The following is a 26,075-nucleotide window of genomic DNA, read 5'->3' as shown; positions in this document are numbered from 1 at the left end:
TGTGCCTGTCGCTACCGTTTTGCGGCGCTGTGTCGTTCAGCCGAAGCCTTTCGCCTGCGCCTGTTTCGACAAGCTGCGCTGCTGGCGGCTGAACAGCACCTTGCGTTCGGTGGCTTCGCCTACGTGAGGCGCGATCTCGACACCACTGGCCTGCATGGCCAGATGCTGTGTTTTTTCCTCGTCTGATCCTGTATCGATCTGCAGATAGGCGCTCACGCAGGCCTGGGCTGTTTCGGTTGGTGCGAAATACAGCGTTCCCGGTCCTCGGCGTTTGCGGGTGAGCTTTCTGGCCAGACGTCGCTGCTGCATGCCAGCCCAGAGCTGCCCTGGATTGCGGACCATGTAACTGTTGAGGTTCTTCGCGTCGGTGTCCTCGCTCAGCGCCATGGACGTCCCGTCAACAAAGTCGCTCAGCAGAGTCACCACCGCCACGGGCTGTCTTGCAAAGATTCAGTCTGGGCCGGCGGGAGGACGGATGCCGAGGGCGCTGCGGCTGAACCAGGTTTCCATGGCCGCCACCTGATCCTGCTCAATCAGATCGGCAGGCTCCAGAGCGAAATCAAGACGTCGGGCCAGAGACACAACCTCGGCATCGTTGCTGCATGCATGCAGTTGTCGTCGCAGCGACGCACTGTGTTCAAGCGCATGCACAAAGGCGCTCAGGGCTTCTCTGCTCATCTTGACCAGCCCTTTTCCGCCTGCTTCTCAACGAATGCGGCGACGTCGTCGATTTCCGTGACACTCAGTTTGCCCTCGTAGGGGGGCATGGCGTTTTTGCCAGTTTCGATCTGGTGTTCGATGGCCTCGATCGGATCCTGGCTGTACGAGTCGAGATAGGCCTGAAGGTCGGCCTGGCTGAGGGTGCGGCTGGCCCGGATCACATTGCCGCCGCCCATATGGCAGGCAGCGCAGTTACTGGAGAACAGCTGGGCACCATGAGACAGGTCAGGGTCAGCCATGGCTGCAACAGGCAGAGCCGCCCCAAGGCCAAGCCAGAGGCTGAGGATCAGCGCCAGGGCAGAAACAGGGTTCGGCATCCCTTGGCATTCGTTTCTGTGCCAAACCTATCCATCAGCAGGCACATGAAAAGACCCCGGAGTCAACGTTGACAATCCGGGGTCTGAATATGTTGAAACCTGAAAAATCAGGTGCTGGAGGGATGGATCACTCGACGATCACCTGGCCCACCATGCCTGCTCCGCGGTGGGGCTCGCAGTAGAAGTCATAGGTGCCGGCCTCACTGAAGGTCTCTTCCCAGGATTCGCCGGGGGAGAATGCCAGATCGGTGTGGCTGTACTCATCGTGGCCTTCGAAGACGGCGTTGTGAGGGGCCATCTTGTTGTTGACGAACTTGACGGTGTCACCGGCTTTGATGGTCACAGAGCTGGGTTCGAAAGCCAGCATTCCGGAGTCTGCACCGAGCTTCACCTCAACGGTGGCGGCGCTCGCGGAAGCAACACCCACTGTGCAGGCCAGCACTAAAGCGAGGGCTGTGTAGAAAAACGATTTCAGGCTCTTCAGCATGTCGGCTGTTGAAGTTGACTAATTATAGGCGCATCTCAGAGAGATCCTCGCCTCGGTAAACCTGAATCCATAAGCACGGACTCAAGGTCAGCGGCATGGCTGGTGTCACCGAAGCGCTCCGGCTGGGTCACCGGTTCGTGGATGAAATGGCGCTGACGGATGGAGAAGCGGTCCCAGGCATTGACCTCGATCGGCAGAACCCTGATCAATGTTTCGATCAACCAGGGCCAGAGCGGCACTCCGGGGGTGCGCCTGAGTCCCCGCCAGCGACAGAGACAGGCCACCGCCTCATTGACGCTGATCGCTTTCTGGCCCATCACGATTCTGCGCACAGCACCCTGGCCGGGTTCGCTGTTGCGCTGATGCGGGTAGGTGGCGAGGTGGCCGCAGATCGCCGCGATGTCAGCCGCATGGATGAAATGAAAGCTGGCATCAGCACGCAGGAAGCGTGCCAGCCAGAGCCATTTGCTGGCATCCAGCAAACCTTCGGTGAGGTAGCTGGTGGGGAACCGGCTGCTGCCGTCAACGCGTCCTCCGAACACGAGGGTGGGGAAAACGGCAACGATTTTCTCGGCGAGAGGATGCTGCTCCAGATCCTTCAGGCACTGGGCTTTGGTCTGGATGTATTCCGTCCCATAGGCCAGTGCCTCTGTCAGGGGCTGGAGATGCCGATCCAGGATGCTGGCCGTTGAGAAATATGTGATCTGCTCGATCACGGATGGATCAAGCAGGGACAGCATCCGCTTCACGGCCACCACGTTCACCTGCTGCGCCCGCTCGGGATCCCCCCATGCGGTGGCCGTATGGATCACGCGACTCACGCTGGCCAGTTCGTCTGCAAAACGATCAGCATCGCGGAGGTCCCCAACCAGAAGCTGGATCCGCGGGTGGTCTGCTGATACGGCGGTGAGTTTGCCGGGATCGCGCAGCCAGAGCAGCAGTTCGGCATTGCTGTTGTTAAGCAGCCAGGATGTGGTGTATTGACCGACGCAGCCGCTGGCACCGGTGATCAGGACGCGCGCCGGAGTGGTTGTCTGACTCAAGCGAGAGCCCCGATCCTGTCCATCACGCTTTTGCCGGCGGTGAAGAAGGCGGCACCGTTCTCCTCAGGAGTGCCGGGGAGGATGCCATGGCCGAGGTTGAGGATGTGCCGGCGGCCGCGGGCCTTGCGGACGCAGTCATCGATGCGCGCCTCGATCGCCTGTGGTGTGCCGAACAGCAGACCGGGGTCAACATTTCCCTGCACGCCGATGTGCTCGGGGAGTCTTGCACAGGCTTCCGCCATGTCCACAGTCCAGTCGAGGGAGATGATGTCCACACCGGTCTGGGCCATTCGCTCGATAACGCCGGCACTGCCGGAGATGTAAAGGATGAAAGGGGTGTCGGGATGGGTCTGCTTGACCAGGTCGACGACCTTCTTCTGATAGGGAGCTGCAAAAACGTCATAGTCGGCCGGGCTCAGCTGGCCGGCCCAGGAATCGAACATCTGCACCACCTGGGCGCCGGAATCGATCTGGTAGCGCAGGTAGCTGGCAATTGACTCAGCGAAGTGATCGAGCAGTTTGTGCAGCAGTTCCGGCTCACGGAAGGCCATGGCCTTGATCACCGCATAATTTTTGCTGCTCTTGCCTTCCACCACGTAGGCAGCCAGGGTCCAGGGAGCACCAACGAAGCCCAGCACAGCGGCTTCGTTGCCGACGCTCTCGCGCAGGCGACCCAGCACTTCGCCGACGAAGGGCATGGATTCGCTTGGATTCAGAGGGCGCAGAGCGTTGACCTGATTGATATCGCGGATCGGCTCACCGATCTGGGGGCCCTTGCTTTCAACAATGTCGAAGTCGATGCCCATGCCGGGCAGCGGTGTGAGGATGTCGGAGAAGAGAATTACGCCATCCGGTTTGAAAGCTCTGAAGGGCTGCATCGAGATCTCATAGGAGAGATCAGGGTTCTCGGAGCGTTCGCGAAAGCTGGGGTACTGATCTCTCAGGTCGCGATAGATCTTCATGTATCGGCCGGCCTGACGCATCATCCAGACCGGAGGACGCTCCACCGCTTCACCACGGGCTGCACGCAGCAACAGAGGCAGAGAGTCGCTCATCAAGCCGAAATCAAATCAGTCGGAAACCTACCTGAAGAATCCATGCAGAAGCATTGGATACCAGGCATGCTGATCTGTTCGTCACATGGCAGACAGCGGCTCAGTCATCCGCTGTTGATTCAAGCGCGCTGAGGCTGCGCTTCGGATCGTGTCTGAACACCATCAGGCTCAGAGGAGGCAGGCAGAGGTCGAGAGAGTTCTCGTAGCCATGGATTCCCCATTCATCGGTGGGTTTGCCACCCATGTTCCCCAGATTGCTGCCGCCGTATTTGGCTGCATCCGTGTTGAAGATCTCCTCATAGAAGCCCGCCAGCGGGACCCCCACCCGGTAGTGGGAATGACTCTGAGGCGTGAAGTTGGCAACCACGACCAGCCATGTTCCGCTGGCGCTTTCCCGGCGCATGAAACTGATTACGGAATGGCGATTGTCGTTGCAGTCAATCCACTGGAATCCGAACTGATCAAAGTCATCACGCCACAAAGCCGGTTCCGCTTTGTAGAGAGCATTGAGGTCACCCACCAGGCGCTGCAGGCCCTGATGCGGTTCGTGATTCAGCAGCTCCCATTGCAGATCTCCCCAGACATTCCATTCGGCGCGTTGACCAAACTCCATTCCCATGAAGATGGTTTTCTTGCCTGGATGGGTCCACATGTAGGCCAGCAGGGCACGGGTGTTTGCGTATTTCTGCCAGTCATCTCCAGGCATCTTGTGCAGGAGATTGCTTTTTCCATGAACCACTTCATCGTGGCTCAGAGCCAGCATGAAGTTCTCGGTGTAGTTGTACCAGATCGAGAACGTGATGTTGTTCTGGTGGAACTGGCGGAACCAGGGATCGAGCTCGAAGTAATCGAGCATGTCGTGCATCCAGCCCATGTTCCACTTCAGATTGAAACCAAGACCTCCGTTGTCAGTGGGCTGGGTCACCATCGGCCAGGTGGTGGATTCCTCAGCGATCGATAGTGCTCCGGGGAAGTGCTGGAACAGCACGTGATTGGCCTGCTGGAGAAAGCGCACCGCCTCGGTGTTCTCGCGGCCTCCGTGCTCATTGGGTAGCCACTCACCGTCAGGTCGCAGGTAATCGCGGTAAAGCATCGAAGCGACCGCATCCACCCGAATGCCGTCGATGTGAAACTGGTCGAACCAGAACACCAGGTTTGCCACAAGGAAGTTGCGGACTTCGTTTCGGCTGTAGTTGAAGATCAGAGTGCCCCATTCCTTGTGCTCGCCGATGCGGGGATCGGCGTGCTCATAGAGATGGCAGCCATCAAAGAAGGCCAGGCCATGGCTGTCACGGGGGAAGTGACCAGGCACCCAGTCGATGATCACGCCGATCCCCTCGGCATGACAGCGATCGACGAAAGCGCGGAATTCGTCCGGGGTTCCGTAGCGGCTGGTCGGCGCGTACCAGCCGGTCACCTGATAACCCCAGGAGCCATCAAATGGATGCTCGGTGATCGGCATCAGCTCGATGTGTGTGAAGCCGCGCTCCTTCACGTAGGGGATCAGCCGATCAGCCAGTTCCGGGTAAGTGAGCAAGCGTGCGCCCGGTTTGAGATCCGCTGCGGGAACAGGCTGCCGTGCGCTGCCATCGGCTTCGATGAAAGGCTCCTCCGCTGAGGCATGGATCCAGCTGCCGAGGTGCATCTCGTAGACCGAGATCGGCTGGTCCAGAACGTTGCTGCTGTCGCGCTTCTGCATCCAGCCGGCGTCCGTCCAGCTGAAACCATCGAGATGACTGACCAGTGAGCTTGTGGCCGGACGTACTTCGTGCTGGAAGCCGTAGGGATCTGCCTTCTGGTAGCAGTGGCCGTCCTGGGTGCGGATTTCGTATTTGTAGAGCTCGCCTTCCCGAAGCCCAGGGATGAACAGCTCCCAGATTCCTCCCAGGCGCTGTTGCATGGGGTGCTGGCGACCGTCCCAGGAATTCAGGTTGCCGATCACGCTGACGCTGCGGGCATTGGGGGCCCACAGGCAGAACATCACCCCCTTGATGCCCCCCTGCTCGCAGGGGTGGGCTCCCATCCGCCGCCAGATGTGGTGGTGGTTGCCTTCAGCGAACAGATGGCGATCCATTTCGCCCATCCATTCCTCACGGAACGACCAGGGATCGTGCTGCTCATGGGTGATTCCTCCGCGCTCGACGCGCACGCTGTAGTCGCAACCGGGATCGCTGCTGACACTCGCTTCGAAAATCCACGGGTGGTGGGGAGTTTCCATGGCGATCTCCCTGCCGTCGATCATCAGGGTGACGCGCTCGGCCTCGGGCATCCACACACGGATCACCCAGGAGCCACCCTCCACAGGCTGAGCGCCGAGAACGGAGAAGGGGTGGTCGTGACGGCACTCCGCCAGTCGCTGAGCGTCCTCAACCATCCAGTCCTGCACAGTGATGGTCATGACGACGGAGCTTTGATAGGCCGGGAGCTTAAGCGGAAAGGCTGCTCAAACTCCGTGCCTGCCAGGGATTCAGACCAGATCCGCGGAGAAGTCGACGTTGATGATCCGCCCCCGGCGGTTGAAGATCACGAACAGATTGTCGGTCACATCGCCGAATTCGATCGTGACCAGCACCAGCTGCTGTTCTTTGCTGCTGGTCGCCACCAGCGCGTTTTCGATGTTCTTCACTCCACCGAGCACCCTTGCCAGCTTCGACCACTTGCGCTCGAGATCAGCTGGAGAAATCTCCCTCTGAAAGTCGAGGTCCAGGTAATACCGGGCTGCCACCCAACGCCTGGCAACCAGATCCTTCACGAAGTCGAGGGCGGTCTGTTCGATCGGCAGAACCGATTCAACCCACTTCCAGGCCAGCAGTTCGCCGTCGTCATCGAGCACCAGGATGAGCGGCAGTTCACGGGTACCGCTGTTGGTCATGGCCACGGTTTCCACCGTGGTGTCATCCATGCCTGGATTGATCTCAACCACGCGGAAGGATTCGATCACAGGAGCGCTCTGCAGCCGCTCACCGATGGCTTCCACACTGGTGGCTGATTTCAGGGGAGCCGACAACAGGTTGTAGATCCCCTGAGCGTTCCTGGCCTGGATCGACTGGAGCAACGCGCTGGCGGATGCCTTGGCCCTGGCGGAGCTGAGGCTGGTTCGCGCCGCGTCCTGCGCCTGCGCGAGCTGAACCTCCGCTCTGACGCTCGCCGCCGGGATCATCTCCACAGTGCAGGTGGCCATGGCAGCGGCCAGAAGACAGGAGGTGAACTTCACGGCAATCGTCAAAGGGGTCGCGTCAGTCTGCCGGAGTTCCCAGAGTCTGGGGCGTCAGCAGCGGCAGCATCCACAACTGCGCCATGCCCAGGTGCAGCTCGATGCTGATCACCCGGCAATTGGCGCTCGGTGCCGCGCAGGCCATGGCGGGGTCTCCTGGATTGATGCCAATGGCAGGCCAGGCGGAGCCGGCGATCGACAGGCGCAGCCGATCATCAGGTTGAAGTGTGGCCTGTAGAGCCTGCAGTTCCAGCTCTCTCTCCTGAAGTCTGAGGGCGTCCTCTCCGCGGACTCGCAACACGCCTGTAGACAGCTGCTGAACCCTTGTGGTGCCTGCGGGCAGTCGTGACAACGCCACGCAGAGATCGAACCCCGGCTGATCGGCGCGGACACGCAGCCGCAGTTTCGGCCTGCCGCAAAGGTTGAGGACATTGCTCAGGCGATCTCCGCTGAACGCCGCCACGTCGCTGCGTCGATCCAGAGAGCCTCGATCGCATGGCCCGGCATTCGGGCTGAGATGCCCTCCTACGGCAGGTACAGGGCGCCATGGGTCGTGCACGATCACCACCTTTCCCGGATGCTCAGGTGCTGAATCACGGATCAGGCCCTCTTCAGGGGTCAGGCAGGCAAGCCCCTGACTGTCGAGGTGCCAGCGCTGGTCGGCTGAAGGAGGGATTGAGGCATGACTCAGCACCTCTTCACCGCACCAGTGTTCGCTGATTTGATCCCAGAGCCTCAGAACGATCGGATTGGAATCGACAGGGCTGTGATCCGTATCAGGATTGTCCGCGTGCACGCTGATCTCGCTGAGAGGGGGCTGCAGATGTCGTTGGAAGAAGTTCAGAAGCAACGCGCTGCTCTCCGGCCACCACTCCAGATGGGTGGCAGGCCCGATATGCAGTTCCGGCTGACCGCCTGCCGCTCGCGACCGCTCGGCCAGATCGATCACCCCGCGCAGGTGGGGGTCCCACCATCCACCCAGCAGCAGCATGGGTTGTCTCAGCCATCGATCCGGTGGCGAATGCCGGATCCAGTCGCTGTTCCGCTCAGCCGACTGCGTCAGCCAGCGCACGGCCATGCCTTCGGGATCGTGGCGTTTCAGCAATGACAACCCTTCACGCAGATAGCTGCCGTCCTCAAGACTTCGACGCATCTCCTCCCAGGCCGCAGGATCGCCGCGACGCTGTGCCTGAAGACAGGCGAGCTGTAGTCCCCATCCCAGGCTCAGATGCCACCAGTGGGCGTTGCCGTCGCAGCTCCAGTGGTTCCGTTCGTCCAGTCCGCACATCGCCGGTGCCATGCAGTCGGGAGGCAGGCAGTCGACTGGAGCCAGCAACTGGGTCAGACCCTGATAGGAGAAGCCGTACATCCCGATCCTGCCGTTGACATCAGGCAGGCTCCTCAGCCACGTCAACGTCTCGGCCGTGTCCTGAGCCTCCTGTGAAAATCCCCGGAAATCTCCCCCCGAAGCTCCCTGGCCGCGCACGTCCTGCACAACCACAACGAAACCATGGCTGCACCACCATTCCGGGTGAGGCAGCGTGACCGTTGAAGCGATGGAACTCCCGTATGGCTGTCGCATCAGAAGTGCCGGCCAGGGACCACCTGTTTCGGGTCGCCACACACGGGAAACGAGCTCAATGCCGTCTCCGGTGATCAGTGACTCATCAGCGAACATCCGGGCAGTTGAGGCCGATCACGTAGGTCGCCACGATCTCCGCCTCGGTTGTATTGAGGTTGCGTTGACCGGCGATCACCGCAATGGACCGGTTCGACAGTGCTGATTCACCCCTGGCATTGATGGATTTGAACTGCTGACAGAGCGCCTGGGCTTCCCCGGGATTGCGCTTGACGCTTTCGAGCAGCGACGATTGAGCAAGGCTGACTGGAGTGGTCGCCAGCAGTGATGAGACTGCGGCAACCGCTGAAATTGTGAGGTTTTGGAGGGAACTCATCGGATCCTCCGTCCGAATGTGACCTCATTTGAAACGGGTGAGACGGACATGGCTGGTCCGGACGGTCAGTTCGTGTTTTGCCTCTCCCTGGCTCGCAGGATCCAGCGGCGTGCCAGAGCCAGATCCACCACTGGTGGACGGCCGCTGCGCAGCTGACGTTCCAGCCGTCCAGTGCGGGTGACCAGCTCCTGGGGTGTTGACCCGGCAATCGCTGTCACGGTGGCCAGTCCTGCATGCATGAGCAGGGCGGCATCCTGGGGGGCCAGGTCCAGGCTGCAGGCAAGATCAGCCATGCCCTTCAGGCGCCTGAGATTGCGGGCTGATGCGCGCCCGCTGGCGGCCAGTCGACTGATCCGCATCTCGTCGAGAGCCTGCAGCTCTCCCCAGGTCGTGATGCCCGACGTCAGCAGCTGCTTCCCTTCATCCCGCATGCTCTGAGGCAGGTCCTGCAGTGGATCCTCGGGTTTCATCCGGCCCGGAAATCGCGCACGGTTTCGCCCAGAATCACCGGTCTGGTCGCTCCCTCACCCACAGGTTGCAGCTGACGCAGGCGCACGGTCACCTCCGGGCTGTTGCGACCGCCTGGACGCACGTTGCCCGCAAGCTGCTGCAGGGTTGGTTCGATGGCATCAGCAGGAAAATCCGCCTGGGCCTGAGCGACAACGAGGTCCTCCCCGTTGTCGAAGACAACCGGTGCCCGCAATGCTCCCTCAATCTTGACGCTGGGCGTGTAGCTGAGACCGAAGGCCCAGCAGCTCGCCGACAGCAGCAGTGTGAAACTGCTCACCCCAACCAGTCGGAACCGGATGCCCCAGCCGGCGATGAAGGCAATCAGTGTCAGACCGAACAGCGCAGCGCCGCCCTTGGCAAGCCAGATGCTGGAGGTGGAGAGCAATTCCTCAAGCGGCATGGGCTGGTGTCCTCGGAATGTGGTCTTTATATTGCGTCGACCTCCGGCGTGTTGACGGGCATCGATGCGTGGAGGTCCTCCCAGCATGCGGCGTAACAGGATCGTTCTGTCTGTTCTGGCCGGATCCGTTCTCGGTGGCTCCGCCATCTGGGTCGCAGCCGATCGCTGGCTCGATTCGCAGTTCCAGCGCCTGCGCCCAGGCATCGAGGCTCAGATCTCCCAACCCCTGGGACATCCGGTCAGCATCGGTGGTTATCGAGGCCTTGGTCCACAGGGAATCGCTTTTGGACCTGTTGTGGTGCGCTCAGGCCCCAGCGATCAGTCGAGGGCAGAGATTCAGCGCATCACCATCGGCTTTGACCCTCTGGTCAGTCTGCAGCGGTTGCGGCCGGTGCTCAGCGTGCGCGTCAGCGGAGCCCATCTCGATCTGCGTCGCAACGACCAGGGTGCGTACTGGGTGCCGGGCTCCTTCCCGAAGCAGGGCGACCCCCCCAGGCTCGATCTCCGGGTGCGCTTCAGCGATCCTGCCAGGATCCGGATAGCTCCAGCCGGACTCAGCCTGACGGCATCCGGCTGGAGCGGCATCCGCCTGGATGAACACCGTGTCGATGCCTCTCTGCAGCTTGTTCTCCCCGACAGAGGGCGCATTGCCGTCAAGGGACGGGGCCGCTGGGTGCGTCCCGAGTTCCAGCTCACCACAAGGCTGGAACGGCTCCAGCTGTCGCGCTACCAGGAACTTCTGCCGTTGAAGCTGCCGCTTCAGATCCAGGGGCAGCTCGGTGGCAATCTGCGTCTGGGGTGGCGTAAGGGACGTGCCAACTGCAATGGGGGCCTGTCGCTGCAGAAGGTCAAATTCACCGGTCAGTCACTGCAAAACGTTCTTGAGTCGCCGCAGCTGCGGGTCAGCTGTCGTGGTGATGTGCTCAGGATTCCAAGGAGTGATTGGACCTACGGTCAATACAGGGCCTCTCTGGCAGGAAGTCTGCGTCTCAATCGTTCCTTTGATCTCAAGGGTGCGCTCAAGGAACTCGACCAGGACCGCAACCTGTCTGTTCGTCTTTCAGGTGACTGGCGTCAACCGAATCTGAGTCTGCAGGGAATCTGGGCATTGCCGGATGCCATCCCGATGGATGGATCGCTTCGGCTGGCAGCCCGGATAAGTGCTGACTGGCAGGACCCCAAGGCCTGGACGGCAACACTGGATGGCCTGGACCTCAAAGCGCCCGGTCTTGATGTGATGGCCAGGGGAGCGCTGCATCCACAGCTGAAGGTGGCGACCCAGCGGCTGTCGCTGGCCGGGCCCGCCTGGAAGCAGCTTCCACTGGTCTCGTCGCTGCTGGGCTCAGCAGCCCCCCTCACAGGAAAGCTGCAGTTAAGTGGTGAATCCCTCCAGCCGGAGCTGTCAATTGACCTGGCGCAGGTCAGCAATCCGTTGCTGCAGTCGTGGACTCTGCGGGCTGGCTGGACTGCGCAATCAGGTCTGCTCCAGCTCGAACAGTTCCGCAGTCGGGACCTCAGCGCAAGTGGCCGGCTTCCGCTCAGTTTTGGTGAGGGTCGTCTGACGGCCGGTCAGCTGGAGGCTGATCTGCGACTTGAGTCGTACCCACTCAGCCGACTTGGGCCTCTTCTGGGAACGGAGATGGATGGAACGATCGCGGCATCCGGTCGCGTGCTGGGTCCCCTCGATGCCCTGAGGCCGGATCTGAGTCTTGAACTCAACCATCCAAGAGCGGGTTCACTGCGCCTGATGGAGGACTGGCGCGGAACGTTTGTGGGTCGTTCCGCTGGTGGCGGTGTGCTGTCGATGGCTTCGTTCAAGTCGGTGATTGCCGGATCGATCGAGGCAAGCCTCGGTGCCGATTGGCTTCCAACCGATGTGATGCTGCGACGCCGCAACGGCACACTGCAGTTGCGTGGAACGCCCGCTGACTATCGATGGACGGCGGACAATCTCGTCGTCGACGGGCTTGAACTGGCACTACCCCCCAGGAAGCGCTGGGAAGGGGTGTACGGACGACTGAGCGGCAACGGCACTCTGGGTCTGCAACCGCTTGCCATGACGGCCGACCTCAGCCTCAGTCGCCCTGGAGTCATGGGACTGCAACTTCAGCAGATCCTGCTCACCGGCCGCTATTTGGATCGTCGCTACTCGCTGACCGGTGAACTGCTGCCACCTGATACGGGCCAGATCACCGTGGATGCCGAAGGTCGTCTTGATGGTCCCTTCTCGGGCCAGGCTGTGGCGAGAGGCCTGAGCGCACGCTGGCTAAGTAACAGCGCCCTGAGCCTGCCCCGCCTCAACCAGGTTGATCTCGCACGCCACGGTTCGGCCTCCGATCTGGGCACGCTGCTGATCAACACCTTCGGCGGCAATCTGGACGGGCAGCTGCAGGCTCTGCGCAACGCCCGCAGAGCCCTGCTGCAGGCGCGTCAGCAGAACCGTGACCGTGAACCCTTCCGTCTTGAGGACCTGCGCGGGCAGATGGATGCGGTGATTGATCTCAGCGGTCCCAGGTTCAATCGTCTCAATCTCGATCTCAAGGCCAAAGGCCATTTCTGGATCGAGGGCGACGATGCCGATTACGCCCTGCAGGTGAAACCCTTCACCGCTCGGATTGAAGGTCCGATTCAGGGAGGTGAGGGGACGTTCTCTCTTGCGCATCTTCCCTTCAGCCTGCTGGCTCTGTTTGCTCCTGTGCCGCGGACTTTGCTGGGAGCTCTCGGCATGAGCGGCACCTATCGACTCGACGGCTCCAGGGCTCAGATCAGCAGCGAGCTCGTGCTTGAGGATGCAATGGTCGGTTCCAATCCGATTGCACTGCAACGCGGCCAGGTGCTTCTCAGTGATCAGGATCTGAAGCTCGACCTGGCTCTCGTTTCCGACTCCTCACGCGAACCTGTGACTGTCACCGGTCGGATCCCACTGGCTCCTGACCAGCCCCTTGATGTCAGGGTTCTGAGCCTCGGAGATGGCCTCAAGTTCCTGACCGGCTTGGCCAACGACAACGTCACCTGGGACAAGGGTGAGGTTGATCTGCGCCTGTTGCTCGGCGGCACCCTGCTTGCACCGGAGGCCAACGGCTACATCGTGATCAAGAACGCCGCGTTCAATGCACAGGGGCAGAGCCTGGCCCGGGTGAACGGCTCGATCCTCTTCGATTTCGATCGCCTCGAGGTGCAGACGCTCGAAGGCCGTTTCGGGACGAGCGGTCAGTTGCAGGGCAGTGGTGCTCTTGCTCTTCTGCGCCCCTCCCCCGAGCCCAAACCCCTGCGCCTGCAGATCGAGAAGGCTCGTCTGAAGCTGCCCAATGCCGATGTGGAGGTGGGAGCTGACCTGATGATCACCGGAGCACTGGTGAAACCCGATATCGGTGGAATGCTGGAGCTCAGCAACGGAGCGATCAGGCCGAACCGCTCTCAGGTTTCCGGGTTGAAAAACAAGGGATCTCAGAAGCCTTTCTCAATGGCCGCTCCCCAGAAGACAGTCGCAACCACTGTTGATTCCGTTGATGAACTGATTGAAGAGCAGTGGGATTTCAGGGAGCCACTGATTCTCAGCGGAGCGGACATGGAGGCGGCGACCAGCCGCTCGATCAAGTCGTCCCTGCCCAAGCTTCCCTTCATCGGTTTCCGCGACCTGCGCCTGACACTTGGTCCGAAGCTGAGGGTTGAAAGGCTTCCTTTCTACAACTTCACCACAGCGGGTCTTCTCACTGTCAATGGAGCGCTGGATCCCAGCCTCGAACTGCGGGGGGTTGTTCAGTTGCTGTCGGGTCGGGTCTCCATGTTCACAACGACCTTCAACCTTGATCGCAAAGCCGCGAATGTTGCGGTGTTCACTCCATCACTCGGGCTGATCCCCTATGTGGATGTCGCGATGGTCACTCGGGTCTCCGACAACGTGACCGTCAGCAGCGACAACGAAGCCTTCAGGAGCTCGGTGTTTGATTCAAATGGTCTGGGCAATCTCGGTGCCGGAGGTCAGCTACGGCTTATCAAAGTGATGCTCTCTGCCAGTGGACCGGCCGATCGACTGGCCCAGAACATCCGGTTGCGCAGCACGCCCGCCCTCCCCGAGCCGCAGTTGCTGGCGCTGATCGGAGGCAACTCCCTGGCCGGACTCTCCGGTGCCGGTGCCGGCACAGCGCTGGCAGCCGTACTGGGCCAGTCACTTCTGTCTCCGGTTCTGGGCACGTTGACCGATGTCTTCAATCAGAGACTTCAGTTCGCTCTCTATCCCACCTATGTCTCACCGGTTGTTCAGAATGAACAGGAGCGTGTTTCAGGACAGGTTCCTCCCCAGCTCGCCCTGGTGACTGATGTAGGCGTTTCGATCACTGAGCGCTTCGACTTTTCTGTGCTGGCCGCTCCAAACCGCAACGACATCCCCGCGCAGGGAACCGTGTCTTATCAGATCAACCCGAATTTCAGCCTGTCTGGTTCGGTCGACAGCCAGGGCACCTGGCAGAGCCAGCTTCAGCTGTTTATGCGTTTCTGATGCCTGAGTCGTGCGTTCTGGGGGTGGATCTCGGGGGAACCGCGATCAAGCTGGGTCTGTTCAGCATCGATGGGGAGCTGCTGGCGGAGCATCAGCGTCCAACTCCACAGCCCGCCACTCCAGGCTCGGTGTGCGTGGAGATTGCCGAGGCCATCAGTCTCCTTGACCCCGATGGCAAGGCTGCGGTGGTGGGAATTGGTTTGCCGGGTCCCATGGATGCCGATGCGCGGGTAGCGCGCGTCTGCATCAACCTGCCCGGCTGGGAGGAGGTTCCACTGGCCGCGTGGCTGGAACCACGCCTCAAGCGCAGGGTCACCCTCGCCAATGACGGCAACTGTGCCCTCGTGGGCGAGGCCTGGAAGGGGGCAGCAGTGGGCTGCAGCGATGTGGTGCTGCTCACGCTCGGAACCGGCGTGGGTGGAGGGGTGATGCTGGGGGGTCGGCTGTTCACCGGTCACAACGGAGCGGCGGCGGAACCCGGCCTGATCACGCTGTTTCCCGATGGTCCTGACTGCAACAGCGGAAACAGAGGGTCGCTTGAGCAGTTCGCCAGCATCACCGGACTGAAGCGGCTCAGTGGTGCTGAGCCGTCTTCGCTGGCCATGGCCGCATCCGCAGGAGACTGCCAGGCACAGGCTCACTGGGAGCACTACGGCCAGCTTCTTGGCACAGGCATCTGCTCGCTCGTCTACATGTTCACCCCCCAGCTTGTTCTGGTGGGGGGTGGGCTTGCCGGAGCCAGTGAACATTTTCTCCCGGCCGTGCGTCGCGAAGTCAGCACCCGTGTCCAGGCGGTGAGTCGAGAGGGCCTGCAGATCAAGGCGTGTGCCCTCGGCAATGGTGCAGGCCGACTGGGCGCCGCACGTCTGGCGATTGAGCGTTTGCTGTCTTCGCCGTCGCGCCAGGCGGGATGATGGAATCCGTTTTGTCGAGTTTCCCGTGCAGGCCGTTCCAGACCCCTCCCCGGAGCTGCTGTCTTTGGCGACGGGCCTGCGCAGGGCCGCCACGGATCTCGGTCTGACCAGCGACGATCAGCGTCGGGTTGCACTGCTGGCCATGGCGGAGTCGCTGCGGGCTCATTCCGGTGCAATCGTTGCCGCCAACCTGACCGATCGTGAGAAAGCCGAACAGGGTGGCCTGGCCCCTGCTCTCATGGCCCGTCTCAAGCTGGATGATGCCAAGCTCGAAGGTGCGATCTCCGGTCTGAGGCAGCTGGCGGAGCTGGCAGATCCTCTCGGCCAGAGGCAGCTGCACCGCGAGCTGGACCACGGTCTTGTGCTGGAACGCGTCAGTGTTCCTCTCGGGGTTGTCGGCGTGATCTTCGAGGCTCGTCCGGATGCGGTGATTCAGATCGCCTCGCTGGCGATCCGATCCGGAAACGGCGCGATTCTCAAAGGCGGCCGTGAAGCGGAATGCACCAACAAGGCCGTCATGGCAGCACTGCAGGAAGGACTGGCGGGATCGTCGGTGTCTCCCAAGTCCCTCGCTCTGCTCACCACCCGGGAAGACAGCCTCGCTCTCCTGAAGCTGGAGGGTCTGGTCGATCTGATCATTCCCAGAGGCAGCAACGAACTGGTGCGCTTCATTCAGGACAACACACGGATTCCCGTTCTCGGTCATGCGGACGGGGTCTGTCATCTGTACGTGGATGCCGAGGCGGATCCAGATCAGGCCGTGACCATTGCTCTGGACAGCAAGGTGCAGTATCCAGCTGCCTGCAATGCCATTGAGACACTGCTGATTCATGCCGACATCGCCGGCGCCTTTCTCGACAAGGCCATCCCTGCATTCCAGGCCGAGGGAGTCAGACTTCTGGGTGATCACGCTGCCTGTGCACACGGGATCAGCGAGGCTGCCGCCGCCGCTGACTGGAGCACGGAATATCTTGCGCTGACCCTTTCCGTTCGAGTGGTGGATGATCTCGATACGGCTCTTGACCACATCCGTCGTTACGGCTCACGCCATACCGAGGCGATCGCCACCCGTAACGCCTCCACTGCCGAGCGATTCCTGCGTTCGGTCGACAGCGCGGGTGTGTATCACAACTGCTCCACCCGCTTCGCCGATGGATTCCGCTACGGCTTCGGTGCGGAGGTCGGCATCAGCACCCAGACGCTGCCTCCTCGTGGCCCCGTGGGACTTGAGGGTCTGGTGACCTATCGCTACCGATTGCGTGGCGATGGACATATTGCTGCCGATTACGCCTCAGGCGCACGTTGCTTCACGCATGTGGAGCTGGCGTGATGACCAGCTCCTCGCAGCCGCTCGACATCATCAGGATCGAGGATCTGCGCCTGTGGGCGCACGTGGGGGTTCTCGATCGTGAGCGTGAACATGGTCAGTGGTTCCGTGTCGATCTCGAGCTGCATCTTGACTTCAGTGCCGCCGCTGCCGCTGACTCCCTGGAGGCAACCGCCGATTACAGCCTGGCGGTTCAGGCTCTCCAGCGTCTGGCAGCAGAGATCTGTTGTCAGACGCTGGAGCATTTCAGCGAGTGCATGTTCGCGGAACTTGAAGGCCTGTACGGTTCCTTGCCGATGCATCTGTGGCTGCGTAAATGTGATCCTCCCATTCATGGGTTCATGGGTACGGTGAGTCTTGAGCGCTGGCGCCGTAAACCGTTCTGATATGTCCTCCACGGAGCCTTCATCCACCAGGCGTCCGCTCGTTCTTGTCCATGGGCTCTGGGACACGCCTCACCTTTTTCGGCGACTGGTCCGTCGCCTGGATGCGCATGATGTTCCTCTGCTGGTTCCCCATCTTCCGCACCGTCTGGGAGCTGTTCCCCTGAGGGCTCTGGCCCAACAGCTCGATGATCACATCCGCGGGCACTGGGGTGATGACCTGAAGGTGGATCTGCTTGGTTTTTCGATGGGCGGCATCATCGCTCGTGTCTGGCTGCAGCAGTTCGGTGGTGCTCGGCGCACCCATCGCTTTGTCAGTGTCGGCAGTCCGCAACGGGGAACGATCACGGCGCAGTGGATCCCCCCATGGCTTTTCGCTGGGCTCGCCGACATGAAACGGGGCAGTCCCCTTCTCCGTTCGCTGAATGCTGATCTGCAGGCCCTTGAACAACTGGACTGCGTCAGTTACTACTGCCGCTGGGATCTGATGGTTGTCCCAGGCTGGCAGGCCCATCTGCCTCTGGGCCGCGTGAGCAGTCTTCCCGTGTTCACTCACCAGCAGCTGATCTCAGATCGCCGCGCCCTCGATGTTCTTCTGGGAACGCTTCTGGGCGACTGAGCGGTGCTCTGTCGCTGACATGTTCTGTACCTGAGGGCACACTTTGGATGTCTTTCATGTAGTGCCGCGCATGTGTTTTTCGGCCTCTGCAAGTTTCACGGCGTCGGCCGTGCTCGTTCCCCTCGGTCTCTACTCACATCATCTCGCCACACGGCATGAAAGACCCGATTACAAGCCTCTGGCGCTGGTGCCTTTCTTCTTCGGCGTGCAGCAGTTCATTGAAGGCCTCGAGTGGACTGCGATTGATGGTGGAAACATCGAACCTCTCGCCACGCTTGCCGGACTCGGCTTTCTCTTCTTCGCCTACTGCTTCTGGATGATCTGGATCCCATGGAGTGCCTGGTCGATCAGCCGAAGCACCGATTCCACCGGTCTGCAGCGACGGCTCAAATGGGTTGCGATCGTGGCCACGGTGCTTGGCGTGGCCTTCTACACACCCATGCTTTTCAACCCGCCTGCTCTGCAGCCAGCGGTGCACAGCAATGGTCGTCTGCTCTACGACATCTCCAATCTGCACAGCATCCTTCACAACTTTGTGAACACTGAACCGATCGGTGAGTTGACCTACTGGGCTTTCATCGTTCTGCCGTTGATCGCCCTCAGAGACAAAGCCGTGAAATTGTTCGGCGTGCTCATCTTCGTTTCGATCTTCCTCACCTGGGCGACCTACAGCGCAACCTTCAACTCGGTCTGGTGCTTCTACTGCGCCGTTCTTTCGATCATGGTGATCTGGATCGTCAACCGCCCGCATCTGCGTCAGGCCTGAAGTCGATGGCTGACCAGCTGCTGGCATCGCTTGAGTCCATGGGTCAGCTGCTGCTGGCCATGGACACGGGTGTCGGTCTGATGTTCGGTGTTGGCATGTCGATGTCGGCTTCGCATCTGTTCGCTTTGCTCGCCAACCGGCTCACGCCAAAGCAGATTTTCCTGCACATGATCGTGGATGCGCTGGTTCTGAGCCTGGCCTTCATGGTCGGGATCCTCTGCCACAGCCTGATGCTGATGCTGCTGGAGGGTGTTCCTCTGCAACCGATCACCTTCGCCAATCACATGGGTGCCGCCATGTGGCCGGGTTTGTTCTATGTGCTGGCGGCGGCACCTTATGTGAGCGATCTGATCGCGCTGACTCTGCTGTCCTGGATTCATCTCAATGTGATGTTGCTGTTGCAGGCCGTCTATGACATCCCGCTGGAAACGAGCCTGGTGGTGGCGCTTCCCGGCTTTGTGCTCGCACTCTTGCTGGTGGGTCTGCTGTTCGCGCAGCGCTGGCGCACCAGTTACGAGATGCTTGCCCAGGAGGTGTCCGTGTTGACGTCGCCATGACAAGCTCTCCGTCATCAGAGACTGCAGCTGCGGTTCAGCATCAACGTCGGCGACTCAGGACAGTGCGTCGCTGGATGGTTGTGGTGCTGGTCTGCGTAGCCATGCTCGGTTCCCTTGGCCTGACGGCCGTTCGCCGGGATGCGGCTTCGCTTCTGCAGCCACAGTCACTGCTGGAGCTGATGATCTGGTTCGGTTCGGTGCTGGTGGTGGTGGTGGCCCTGGTCGGCGTTTATTCGGTGATGGTGGATTTCGTTTTCTGGGAAGGCTGGATGAACGGCCTTCCGGATCCCAGTCGTCTGTTCGCCCCAGGCAGCGAGACTTCCGATCGCCATCAGCACTATGTCGTCTACCTCGATGGCATTCATCAGAGTGAGGAAAGCCATCCTCCTCGGGTGAGCGACTTCCTCGGCTGCCTTCAGGAGTCGATTGCCGACGACACCATGCTGGTGAAGGGGATCGAGGCCTACACGATCACCAACACCGGCCTGCGTTCGACCACCTTTGCCGGCTGGTTCTGGCAGCGACTGTTCGCTCTTCAGGAGCATCACCCCAATCGACTGGTGCGTTTCATCTGTGCCTTCTGCGTGCAGGCGAACAACATCATCAAGGTCGGTATCTCATCGGACCGCCGTTACGGGCCGGTGATGAACTATGAGCTGGCGTTGAAGATCGCCCGACGTCTCGATGCGATCGGATTCAGGCCTCATCAGGCATCCCGGATTGTTCTGGTCGGTTACAGCGGTGGTGGCGAGATGGCGATCGGAACGGCTGAAATCCTGCAGCAGCTCTGTCGGGTGAGAGTGCAGGTGATCACGATCTGTGGCGTGTTCAGCGGCAATGGCGAGCTGGAGTCCGTCAATGACGTGGCGATGGTGGTGGGCAGCAAGGATCCCGTGGCTGCTCTGGGACGAATCGCCTATCCAGGCCGCCTGTCCCTGTTGCCCCTCTCCAACTGGAACCGCTGGCAACGCCATCACTCCCTGCAGCGCTACACGATCGAGGGGATGAATCACAACGGTGCATCCGGGCCGTTCTCCACAGCATTTCGCGGCGCCGTGGTGCAAGCCATCTGCAGAGAGCTGGAGCGTTCAGAGCTCAGCCCTCCGCTGAGAACTCCCCGTTGAGAGCCCGCACCAGAGTGAACGGGCTGTGTTTCGGCTGGCTTGCCGTCAGCCTCCGTTGCGCTTCGCTGCGTGACTGGCCGTTGTGGAATAGATCCTGTGGAAGTTGCTCCAGGCTCTGTCGGTAGCGGTTCACGCTGTTGTCGGTGACCTGGAGACCCGTTGACAGCAGCTGTTGCAGCTGGCGCTGCAGTCGCTGACGCCACAGATCTCCGAGCGTCAGCGGGAACAGATGGGTCTTTCCGGTGATGGCCTGCTCCAAGAGGGCTGTGGAGTCGATGCAGAACCCCAGCGCTCCGTATCCGCCCATATGCAGATGGCTGAACTGGGCCTCACTGTTGTGCACGGCTCCCATCAGCTCACACAGATCGAGGGTCTCCCCCAGCTGTTCGCCGCTGATGTCGTTCGCTGGATAATTCACTGTCCCGTTGCTTCGATCGTTCTGCCAGGGCCTCTGCAGCTCATTGAGGGCTGCCCAGCCGTTCAGACCCTCCACCCCCTGGTAGTACTGCAACAGAAGCGATGAGTTTTCCGGAGGCTGCAGCTCCATCTCCAGGGAGCAATGGGGCATCAGCGCATGGATCTCCTCGCCGTCTGCATTGAGAAGACCGGTTCGATAGGGGACCGCCAGCGGAACCTGTAGCAACTGATCACCGATGCTGGTGCTGGCACCGAGTCCAAAGCTGGCCACACTCGTGCGGATGCGGGCGCGGCACTGCCAGCCCAGTTCGCTCAGATGCTCCAGAAGCTGCCTGCCGCTGTTCGCTGCCTCGAATCTGAAAGGTTCTGATGCACTGCCTGTGCTGTTCAGTCGGTTGCTTCCCAGCGCATTGAGAATCTGTGCCATCACCCGGTTGCGCTGCCGCTCAGGCTCGGCCTGCAGGTTGGGGAGTCCCTGGTTGCTCCAGCTCAGAACACCGCTTATGGCGCTGATCTTCGCCAGTGCGCCTGGAGACTTTTTCAGCGCTTCAGGAGCTTGTTCCTGTGTGTCTGCCGCCATCGACCACAGCGCCTCAAGGGTCTGCGGCAAGTCCTGTGTCAGTCCACCGCTCAGGCAGATCTCCCTGCTGCACCAGCGCTCGAGGGCCATGAGCCCCGAGGTTTCAGAGAGTGCGGGCAGCATGTGCTGCAGGTCATCCGCCAGGGTTGCCAGCAGCAACGGGCTGACCAGGTTGTTTTCTAGCAGGCTTCCCAGCCTGCGCAGATGCTCGGGCAGGCTTGCGTGCTGCTGTCGCCAATGCCGCGGCAGCATCAGCAGCAGGGGAATCAGGCGTTGATGGTGAAGATCACTGAGCAGTTCCCGGAGGAACGCATCACGACTGATTCCCCGCCGTAGGCAGCTCTGCTCGAGCGCTGCATCGAGCGAGATCAGAGGAGCCAGTTCGGTGCCATCCTGAGGGGATGCACCCCAGGCGGGACTGAGCCTGAGCTGATCTTCAGCCATGGCTCAGGCTCCAGGCTGCTCAGGAGGCCGATGCCGCCAGTCCGGAGTGGCGGATGAGTGCGGCGCTGGTGGCGTCCCTGCCGCGAAAGCGGCGATACACCTCGGCAGGCCGCAGGCTGCCGCCAAGGCTGAGCACTGTGTTGCGGAAACGTTCGCCGGTGGCGGCCACATCATCGTCTTTCTCCAGGCCCACTTCTTCAAAGGCGGCGAAAGCATCGGCGCTGAGCACTTCCGCCCATTTGTAGGAGTAATAGCCAGCGGCGTAACCGCCGGCAAAGATGTGACCGAAAGCGCAGAGGAAGCGATCCTCCTCCACGGGCTGCAGCACGCTGGTGGTTTCCGCGATGCGGCGTCGGAATGCATCCGGACTGATCTTCAGCTCCGGTGTCCACTGACTGTGGAGACGCAGGTCGGTGAGTGCGAAATGAACCTGCCGCAGCGTTCCGTTCCCCTGCATGAAGGTACGGCTGCTGCACAGCTTCTGATAGTCCTCCTCCGGCAGCGGTTCCCCGGTCTGCCAGTGGCGGGCCATGCCCATCAGGGTGCTTCGATCCAGACACCAGTTCTCCATGAACTGGCTGGGAAGCTCCACCGCGTCCCATTCCACGTTGTTGATCCCAGCCGCTTCAGGGTGCTCAACGGTGGTGAGCATGTGCTGAAGGCCATGACCGAATTCATGAAACAGTGTCTCCACCTCCTCAAAGCTCATCAGGCTGGGGGTGTCGCCGGCCGGGGGGGTCTGGTTGCAGATGAGGTAAGCCACAGGCAGGGTGAGCTCGCCGTTCGCATTGCGTTTGCGGCTCAGACACTCATCCATCCAGGCGCCGCCGCGTTTGCTGGCGGGCCGGCTGAAAGGGTCAAGATAGAAGGCCGCGAGCTCGTCGCCGCTGCAGTCCATCACCCTGAAGAAGCGCACATCCTCCTGCCAGATGGGTGCTTCGCCGTCTGCTGCCTCAATGCGGATGCTGAACAGTCGTTCGCAGAGGCCGAACAGCCCCTCGAGAACCTGAGGCAGGGGGAACCAGGGCCGCAGGGCTTCCTGGTCGAGATCGAAACGTTCACGTCTCAGCTGCTCAGCCCAGTGGCTCACATCCCAGGGAGCGATTGCGCCGTCTTCCGATGCACCGTGATTGGAGGCGTATTCGCGCAGTTCCTGAAGCTCCTGTTGAGCGACAGGCATTGCTGAAGCTCTCAGTTCCTCAAGCAGCGATTCAACCGCGGATACATCCTCCGCCATCTTGGAAGCGAGGCTGAGCTCCGCCCAGTTCGCATAACCGAGCCTGGCCGCCTGTTCACGCCGCAGCTGCAGGATCTCCTCGATCAGCGGCCCATTGTCAAGATCGCCACTGCTGGCACGGCTGACCTGGGCTTTGTAGAGGCTTTCACGCAGTGACCGATCCTCCGCATGGGTGATCACCGGGATGTAGCGGGGCATGTCAAGGCCAAGACGCCAGGGCCCATCGGCTGCATTCGGCTCGGAACCGTCAGCGGCCTGATCACCGGCCTCCTTGGCCGCGGAGGCAAGGATCTCAAGGGCTCGCTCGGGAACGCCCTTCAGCCGTGCACGCTCATGGATCACCAGGCTCCAGTTCTGGGTGGCGTCGAGCACGTGGTTGCTGAATCCGGTGGAAAGAGCGGCCAACCGTTCACTCGTGCGGTTGAAATCCGCCTGCTCCTCACCTCTGAGGGCGACACCGCGATGCTGCATCGAGAGAAGCTCAGCATCGAGGATGCGCGTCTGAGTGCTGTCGAGTGGTTGAGCAGGGGATGACTTCAGCCTGCTGAGGGCTTCATGCAGAACCTGGCTCTGACCGAGGCGGTTGCTGAAGCGCACCACTTCGGGTTGTTGTTTCGCATGCGCTTCTCGCAGCTCGGGGGCGTTGCGAACACCTGTGAGGTGACTGACCACGCCCCAGCTCCAGCGCAGGCGTTCGCCGAGTCGATGCAGATTGGGCATCAGCTCCTCCCAGCTCAGGGGAGAGGCTTCGGACAGTCGCTGGCGGAGGGATGTTTCCAAAGTCTCCAGCTGCTCGTTCAGCGAGGTCAGCAGGGTGGGGATCTCGCTGTTGACCTGCTCGGCGTCAATGGCATCGAAGCGAGGCAGTCCCTCACAGCGCAGCAGTTCCGGGGTGCTCATTCGGGGTCAGCCGGTGGGGAGAAGGGCACGGGCGGCAACAACGGTGTGGCTGGCCAGATCGGATGCAAGTGCATCGGTGGATGCTTCATAGAGATCCATGGCGATCCGGGGCCAGATGCCGATCACCAGCGTGGGGACCAGCAGTGTGAGTCCGATCACCAGTTCCCTAGGACGCATGTCCTTCACGAAGGCGAGTGCCGGGATTCGTGGGCCGAAGAACACTCTCCGGCACATGGACAGCAGGTAGATGGGAGTGAGGACAAGCCCGATCGCCGCCAGAACGATGGAGGTGACCCTGAAGAAGGTGGTGAAGCTCTCCTGACTGGTGATGCCGAGGAACACTGTGATCTCGCTGATGAAGCCGCTCATGCCCGGTAGGGCAAGTGAGGCTAGGGAGCTGGCGAGGAAAAAGGCGAACGTGATCGGAAGAGCCTTGGCCAGGCCTCCCATGTTGGGAATCGAGAGAGTCTTGGTGCGTTCATAGAAGCAGCCGGTGACGAAGAACATCGCTGCCGCGATCAACCCGTGACTGACCATCTGCAGCATCGCTCCGCTGAGTCCGAGCGCATCGACAGCACCAATGCCGACGAGCACGAAGCCCATGTGACTGACGGAGCTGCAGGCGATCCTGCGCTTCACATTGTCTTGGGCGAAGGCGTTGAGCGCGCCGTAGACGATGTTGACGATTCCCAGAATGATCAGGGCCGGGGCAAGCAGCAGATGGGCCTCGGGCAGCATCTGCACGTTGAAACGCAGCAGCGCGTAGCCGCCCATCTTGAGCAGAACACCGGCCAGCAGCATCGAGACAGGTGCGTTCGCTTCACCGTGGGCATCTGGCAGCCATGTATGCAGCGGAAAGATCGGCAGTTTCACGCCGAACCCCACCAGGAATCCCAGATAGCAGAGCAGGCCGAAGCTTCCACCCGGCGAGCGCTGCGCCATCTCGGTCATGTTGAGGGTGAAGCTGTCTCCGGAATTGGCGATGGCCAGGCCGCTGATCAGGATCAACAGCGATGCCAGCGCCGTATAGAGAATGAACTTGGTGGCCGCGTACTGACGGTTCTGACCACCCCAGATGGCGATCAGCAGATACACCGGCACCAGTTCCAGCTCCCAGGCCAGGAAGAACAGCAGGAAGTCCTGGGAGAGAAACACCAGTCCCTGCGCGGAGGCCTGGACCAGAAGCAGGGCGAAATACAGCCTTGATTTACGCGTGATGTTCCAGCTGGCGGCCACGGTGAGCAGCGTGACCAGGCCGCTGAGCACCACCAGTGGTGCTGACAATCCGTCGGCTCCGAGGGACCATTCCAGGCCGATTGCAGGCACCCAGCTGACCCTTTCCACCAGCTGAAGCTGGCTGTCCAGCGGGTCGTAATGACGGCTGAAAACAGCGATCATCAGGCCGAGATCAGCCAGAAGAACTGCCAGCGTGAGATTGCGTGGAATCGGTGAGGGGTTCTCATCCTCTCCAGGCAGAAGAGGCATGAGCAGCGCTGCAGCTGCCGGCAGCAGCACGATCAATGTGAGCCAGGGGAAGCCTGCGTCGGACGCAGCCGACGGCGGCAGGTTGGCGTCCATGGCACGTCCGGAATTGTGATCGAACTTATCAGCTCCGGGGCCTCTCCTGAGTAGTTCTACCCAGCTTCGAGCTCAGCCTGAATCCTTGGGCTGCCAGTGACTGCCTGCCGTCTGAAGGCTGAGAAGAGGTGCCCGGCTTGCGACACCCACGGATTCCCATGCTTTCAACATCGCCTGGCTGACGGCGGGGCCGTTGTCTTCGGAGCAGAGCGCAATAACGCTTGGGCCCGCTCCGCTGATGGCACATCCCCAGGCTCCTGCAGCGAGAGCCGCTTCCTTGACCTCCTGGCCTCCTTTGATCAAGCGCCAGCGATAGGGCTCATGCAGCCGGTCGTGCATTCCATCGGAAATCAGATCGCCGTTACCGGTGCGCAGACCCTGCAGCAGCAGTGTGAGTGCGCCGAGATTCACCACCGCATCGCTCACGGGAACAGCTTTCGGCATCGCTCGCCGAGCCTCACTTGTGCTCAGCCTGATCGCCGGGATGGCCACCACCGCCTTGACGCTGTTCATCCATTCGCAGCGCACCACACGCCAGCGCTGGGATGCGGCCTTGGCGGTCATGCAAAGGCCCCCCAGCAGAGATGGCACCACGTTGTCGGGGTGTCCCTCAATGTCGATGGCCAGTTCCAGCAGTTTTTCGCGACTCAGAGGCTCGCCAACCAGAGCATTGGCTCCCACAAGCCCAGCCACAATCGCTGTGGCACTGCTGCCCAGACCTCTGGCGGGTGGGACTGCAAGACGCACTCTGGCCTCGAGAGCCACTGGTTCCTCACCTGCGGCTTTCCAGACACGCTGGGCCGCTCTGTAAACGAGGTTCTCAGCTCCGCCGCGCAGGTGAGACCCCTCCTGCCCCTCAATGATCAGTTCAAAACGCTCTCCATGGCCTTCGATGCGACGCATCGTGAAACGGTTGTTCAGATCCAGGGCGGCGCCGAGGCAGTCAAAGCCCGGCCCGATGTTGGCGGTGGTGGCTGGCACATCCACCACCACGGTCTGGCCAATGCGCGGCTGCGCCATCCCTGCTGTT

24 protein-coding genes are annotated in these 26,075 nt (G+C 61.1%); 8 read left to right on the top strand and 16 right to left on the bottom strand.

Annotated elements, in window-relative coordinates:
- Positions 1 to 36: 36 nt before the first annotated feature.
- The 12 genes from SIB56_RS06810 to SIB56_RS06755 all read right to left on the bottom strand — a co-directional run bounded on the left by SIB56_RS06810 (position 37) and on the right by SIB56_RS06755 (position 9,701).
- Complete coding sequence (locus tag SIB56_RS06810; protein ID WP_413326711.1) at positions 37 to 423, bottom strand: hypothetical protein; 387 nt, start codon at positions 421 to 423, stop codon at positions 37 to 39.
- A 27-nt stretch (positions 424 to 450) separates the two neighbouring features.
- Positions 451 to 678: a Nif11-like leader peptide family natural product precursor gene (locus SIB56_RS06805; protein ID WP_413326709.1), complete on the bottom strand. Its 228-nt coding sequence runs from the start codon at positions 676 to 678 to the stop codon at positions 451 to 453.
- The gene (locus SIB56_RS06800; protein WP_413326707.1) at positions 675 to 1,037 is read right to left on the bottom strand and encodes a c-type cytochrome; all 363 of its coding nucleotides are present in this window, start codon (positions 1,035 to 1,037) and stop codon (positions 675 to 677) included. Before SIB56_RS06800 ends, SIB56_RS06805 begins: the two co-directional genes overlap by 4 nt.
- Positions 1,038 to 1,164: 127 nt before the next feature.
- Positions 1,165 to 1,524, bottom strand: a complete 360-nt coding sequence (gene petE, locus SIB56_RS06795; RefSeq protein ID WP_413326705.1) for a plastocyanin — start codon at positions 1,522 to 1,524, stop codon at positions 1,165 to 1,167.
- 35 nt (positions 1,525 to 1,559) lie between these two features.
- The gene (locus SIB56_RS06790; RefSeq protein ID WP_413326703.1) at positions 1,560 to 2,567 is read right to left on the bottom strand and encodes an NAD-dependent epimerase/dehydratase family protein; all 1,008 of its coding nucleotides are present in this window, start codon (positions 2,565 to 2,567) and stop codon (positions 1,560 to 1,562) included.
- Entirely contained in the window at positions 2,564 to 3,622 is a 1,059-nt protein-coding gene (gene hemE / locus SIB56_RS06785; RefSeq protein ID WP_413326701.1) for a uroporphyrinogen decarboxylase, read from the bottom strand. Before hemE ends, SIB56_RS06790 begins: the two co-directional genes overlap by 4 nt.
- 100 nt (positions 3,623 to 3,722) lie before the next feature.
- Positions 3,723 to 6,020, bottom strand: a complete 2,298-nt coding sequence (glgB, locus tag SIB56_RS06780) for a 1,4-alpha-glucan branching protein GlgB (RefSeq protein ID WP_413326699.1) — start codon at positions 6,018 to 6,020, stop codon at positions 3,723 to 3,725.
- 69 nt (positions 6,021 to 6,089) lie between these two features.
- Positions 6,090 to 6,848, bottom strand: coding sequence for a DUF3887 domain-containing protein (locus tag SIB56_RS06775; RefSeq protein WP_413326697.1), 759 nt, complete (start codon positions 6,846 to 6,848; stop codon positions 6,090 to 6,092).
- Between the two features lie 10 nt (positions 6,849 to 6,858).
- A complete protein-coding gene (locus SIB56_RS06770) occupies positions 6,859 to 8,514 on the bottom strand; it encodes a CocE/NonD family hydrolase (RefSeq protein ID WP_413326695.1) in 1,656 nt (551 codons plus the stop codon).
- Complete coding sequence (locus SIB56_RS06765) at positions 8,504 to 8,791, bottom strand: hypothetical protein (protein WP_413326693.1); 288 nt, start codon at positions 8,789 to 8,791, stop codon at positions 8,504 to 8,506. The genes SIB56_RS06770 and SIB56_RS06765 overlap by 11 nt, the downstream gene beginning before the upstream one ends.
- Before the next feature lie 65 nt (positions 8,792 to 8,856).
- A complete protein-coding gene (locus tag SIB56_RS06760) occupies positions 8,857 to 9,261 on the bottom strand; it encodes a DUF4332 domain-containing protein (protein ID WP_413326691.1) in 405 nt (134 codons plus the stop codon).
- Positions 9,258 to 9,701 carry a Ycf51 family protein gene (locus tag SIB56_RS06755; protein ID WP_413327187.1) on the bottom strand — a complete coding sequence of 148 codons (444 nt, stop codon included), beginning with the start codon at positions 9,699 to 9,701 and terminating at the stop codon, positions 9,258 to 9,260. The genes SIB56_RS06760 and SIB56_RS06755 overlap by 4 nt, the downstream gene beginning before the upstream one ends.
- A 64-nt stretch (positions 9,702 to 9,765) precedes the next feature.
- On the opposite strand from SIB56_RS06755, the gene SIB56_RS06750 reads away from it, so the two are divergent.
- From SIB56_RS06750 to SIB56_RS06715, 8 genes are all read left to right on the top strand, one after another.
- Positions 9,766 to 14,199 (top strand): translocation/assembly module TamB domain-containing protein, encoded by a 4,434-nt coding sequence (locus tag SIB56_RS06750; protein WP_413326689.1) that lies wholly within the window; start codon positions 9,766 to 9,768, stop codon positions 14,197 to 14,199.
- Positions 14,199 to 15,113, top strand: coding sequence for an ROK family protein (locus SIB56_RS06745; RefSeq protein WP_413326687.1), 915 nt, complete (start codon positions 14,199 to 14,201; stop codon positions 15,111 to 15,113). The genes SIB56_RS06750 and SIB56_RS06745 overlap by 1 nt, the downstream gene beginning before the upstream one ends.
- A 25-nt stretch (positions 15,114 to 15,138) precedes the next feature.
- Positions 15,139 to 16,443, top strand: a complete 1,305-nt coding sequence (locus SIB56_RS06740) for a glutamate-5-semialdehyde dehydrogenase (RefSeq protein ID WP_413327185.1) — start codon at positions 15,139 to 15,141, stop codon at positions 16,441 to 16,443.
- Positions 16,443 to 16,826 (top strand): dihydroneopterin aldolase, encoded by a 384-nt coding sequence (locus SIB56_RS06735; RefSeq protein ID WP_413326685.1) that lies wholly within the window; start codon positions 16,443 to 16,445, stop codon positions 16,824 to 16,826. The genes SIB56_RS06740 and SIB56_RS06735 overlap by 1 nt, the downstream gene beginning before the upstream one ends.
- Position 16,827: 1 nt before the next feature.
- A complete protein-coding gene (locus SIB56_RS06730) occupies positions 16,828 to 17,442 on the top strand; it encodes an esterase/lipase family protein (RefSeq protein ID WP_413326683.1) in 615 nt (204 codons plus the stop codon).
- Positions 17,443 to 17,512: 70 nt separating this feature from the next.
- Complete coding sequence (locus SIB56_RS06725; RefSeq protein ID WP_413326681.1) at positions 17,513 to 18,208, top strand: DUF6629 family protein; 696 nt, start codon at positions 17,513 to 17,515, stop codon at positions 18,206 to 18,208.
- Positions 18,209 to 18,213: 5 nt separating this feature from the next.
- Positions 18,214 to 18,765, top strand: coding sequence for a hypothetical protein (locus tag SIB56_RS06720; protein ID WP_413326679.1), 552 nt, complete (start codon positions 18,214 to 18,216; stop codon positions 18,763 to 18,765).
- Complete coding sequence (locus SIB56_RS06715) at positions 18,762 to 19,889, top strand: alpha/beta hydrolase (protein WP_413326677.1); 1,128 nt, start codon at positions 18,762 to 18,764, stop codon at positions 19,887 to 19,889. The genes SIB56_RS06720 and SIB56_RS06715 overlap by 4 nt, the downstream gene beginning before the upstream one ends.
- Here the strand turns inward: SIB56_RS06715 and SIB56_RS06710 are convergent.
- The 4 genes from SIB56_RS06710 to thrB all read right to left on the bottom strand — a co-directional run bounded on the left by SIB56_RS06710 (position 19,861) and on the right by thrB (position 26,065).
- The gene (locus SIB56_RS06710; protein ID WP_413326675.1) at positions 19,861 to 21,330 is read right to left on the bottom strand and encodes an ArgR family transcriptional regulator; all 1,470 of its coding nucleotides are present in this window, start codon (positions 21,328 to 21,330) and stop codon (positions 19,861 to 19,863) included. The genes SIB56_RS06715 and SIB56_RS06710 overlap by 29 nt on opposite strands.
- A gap of 19 nt (positions 21,331 to 21,349) precedes the next feature.
- Positions 21,350 to 23,467, bottom strand: a complete 2,118-nt coding sequence (locus SIB56_RS06705) for a M3 family metallopeptidase (RefSeq protein ID WP_413326673.1) — start codon at positions 23,465 to 23,467, stop codon at positions 21,350 to 21,352.
- A 6-nt stretch (positions 23,468 to 23,473) separates the two neighbouring features.
- Positions 23,474 to 25,045 carry an NAD(P)H-quinone oxidoreductase subunit 4 gene (locus SIB56_RS06700; RefSeq protein WP_413326671.1) on the bottom strand — a complete coding sequence of 524 codons (1,572 nt, stop codon included), beginning with the start codon at positions 25,043 to 25,045 and terminating at the stop codon, positions 23,474 to 23,476.
- Positions 25,046 to 25,117: 72 nt separating this feature from the next.
- Positions 25,118 to 26,065, bottom strand: coding sequence for a homoserine kinase (gene thrB / locus SIB56_RS06695; protein WP_413327183.1), 948 nt, complete (start codon positions 26,063 to 26,065; stop codon positions 25,118 to 25,120).
- Positions 26,066 to 26,075 lie beyond the last annotated feature (10 nt).

It is taken from the genome of Synechococcus sp. MIT S9503 (assembly GCF_047304175.1).
Classification (GTDB): domain Bacteria; phylum Cyanobacteriota; class Cyanobacteriia; order PCC-6307; family Cyanobiaceae; genus Synechococcus_C.
The sequence above is the reverse complement of the archived record's forward strand: the minus strand, read 5'-3'. Positions and strand labels throughout refer to the sequence as shown.

Bases quoted from the DNA above. Each gene is read 5' to 3' on its own strand.
- SIB56_RS06805 (WP_413326709.1), bottom strand. From the start codon at position 678: ATGAGCAGAGAAGCCCTGAGCGCCTTTGTGCATGCGCTTGAACACAGT.
- SIB56_RS06800 (WP_413326707.1), bottom strand. From the start codon at position 1,037: ATGCCGAACCCTGTTTCTGCCCTGGCGCTGATCCTCAGCCTCTGGCTT.
- petE (WP_413326705.1), bottom strand. From the start codon at position 1,524: ATGCTGAAGAGCCTGAAATCGTTTTTCTACACAGCCCTCGCTTTAGTG.
- hemE (WP_413326701.1), bottom strand. From the start codon at position 3,622: ATGAGCGACTCTCTGCCTCTGTTGCTGCGTGCAGCCCGTGGTGAAGCG.
- glgB (WP_413326699.1), bottom strand. From the start codon at position 6,020: ATGACCATCACTGTGCAGGACTGGATGGTTGAGGACGCTCAGCGACTG.
- SIB56_RS06770 (WP_413326695.1), bottom strand. From the start codon at position 8,514: ATGTTCGCTGATGAGTCACTGATCACCGGAGACGGCATTGAGCTCGTT.
- SIB56_RS06765 (WP_413326693.1), bottom strand. From the start codon at position 8,791: ATGAGTTCCCTCCAAAACCTCACAATTTCAGCGGTTGCCGCAGTCTCA.
- SIB56_RS06760 (WP_413326691.1), bottom strand. From the start codon at position 9,261: ATGAAACCCGAGGATCCACTGCAGGACCTGCCTCAGAGCATGCGGGAT.
- SIB56_RS06755 (WP_413327187.1), bottom strand. From the start codon at position 9,701: ATGCCGCTTGAGGAATTGCTCTCCACCTCCAGCATCTGGCTTGCCAAG.
- SIB56_RS06750 (WP_413326689.1), top strand. From the start codon at position 9,766: ATGCGTGGAGGTCCTCCCAGCATGCGGCGTAACAGGATCGTTCTGTCT.
- SIB56_RS06745 (WP_413326687.1), top strand. From the start codon at position 14,199: ATGCCTGAGTCGTGCGTTCTGGGGGTGGATCTCGGGGGAACCGCGATC.
- SIB56_RS06735 (WP_413326685.1), top strand. From the start codon at position 16,443: ATGACCAGCTCCTCGCAGCCGCTCGACATCATCAGGATCGAGGATCTG.
- SIB56_RS06730 (WP_413326683.1), top strand. From the start codon at position 16,828: ATGTCCTCCACGGAGCCTTCATCCACCAGGCGTCCGCTCGTTCTTGTC.
- SIB56_RS06725 (WP_413326681.1), top strand. From the start codon at position 17,513: ATGTGTTTTTCGGCCTCTGCAAGTTTCACGGCGTCGGCCGTGCTCGTT.
- SIB56_RS06720 (WP_413326679.1), top strand. From the start codon at position 18,214: ATGGCTGACCAGCTGCTGGCATCGCTTGAGTCCATGGGTCAGCTGCTG.
- SIB56_RS06715 (WP_413326677.1), top strand. From the start codon at position 18,762: ATGACAAGCTCTCCGTCATCAGAGACTGCAGCTGCGGTTCAGCATCAA.
- SIB56_RS06710 (WP_413326675.1), bottom strand. From the start codon at position 21,330: ATGGCTGAAGATCAGCTCAGGCTCAGTCCCGCCTGGGGTGCATCCCCT.
- SIB56_RS06705 (WP_413326673.1), bottom strand. From the start codon at position 23,467: ATGAGCACCCCGGAACTGCTGCGCTGTGAGGGACTGCCTCGCTTCGAT.
- SIB56_RS06700 (WP_413326671.1), bottom strand. From the start codon at position 25,045: ATGGACGCCAACCTGCCGCCGTCGGCTGCGTCCGACGCAGGCTTCCCC.
- thrB (WP_413327183.1), bottom strand. From the start codon at position 26,065: ATGGCGCAGCCGCGCATTGGCCAGACCGTGGTGGTGGATGTGCCAGCC.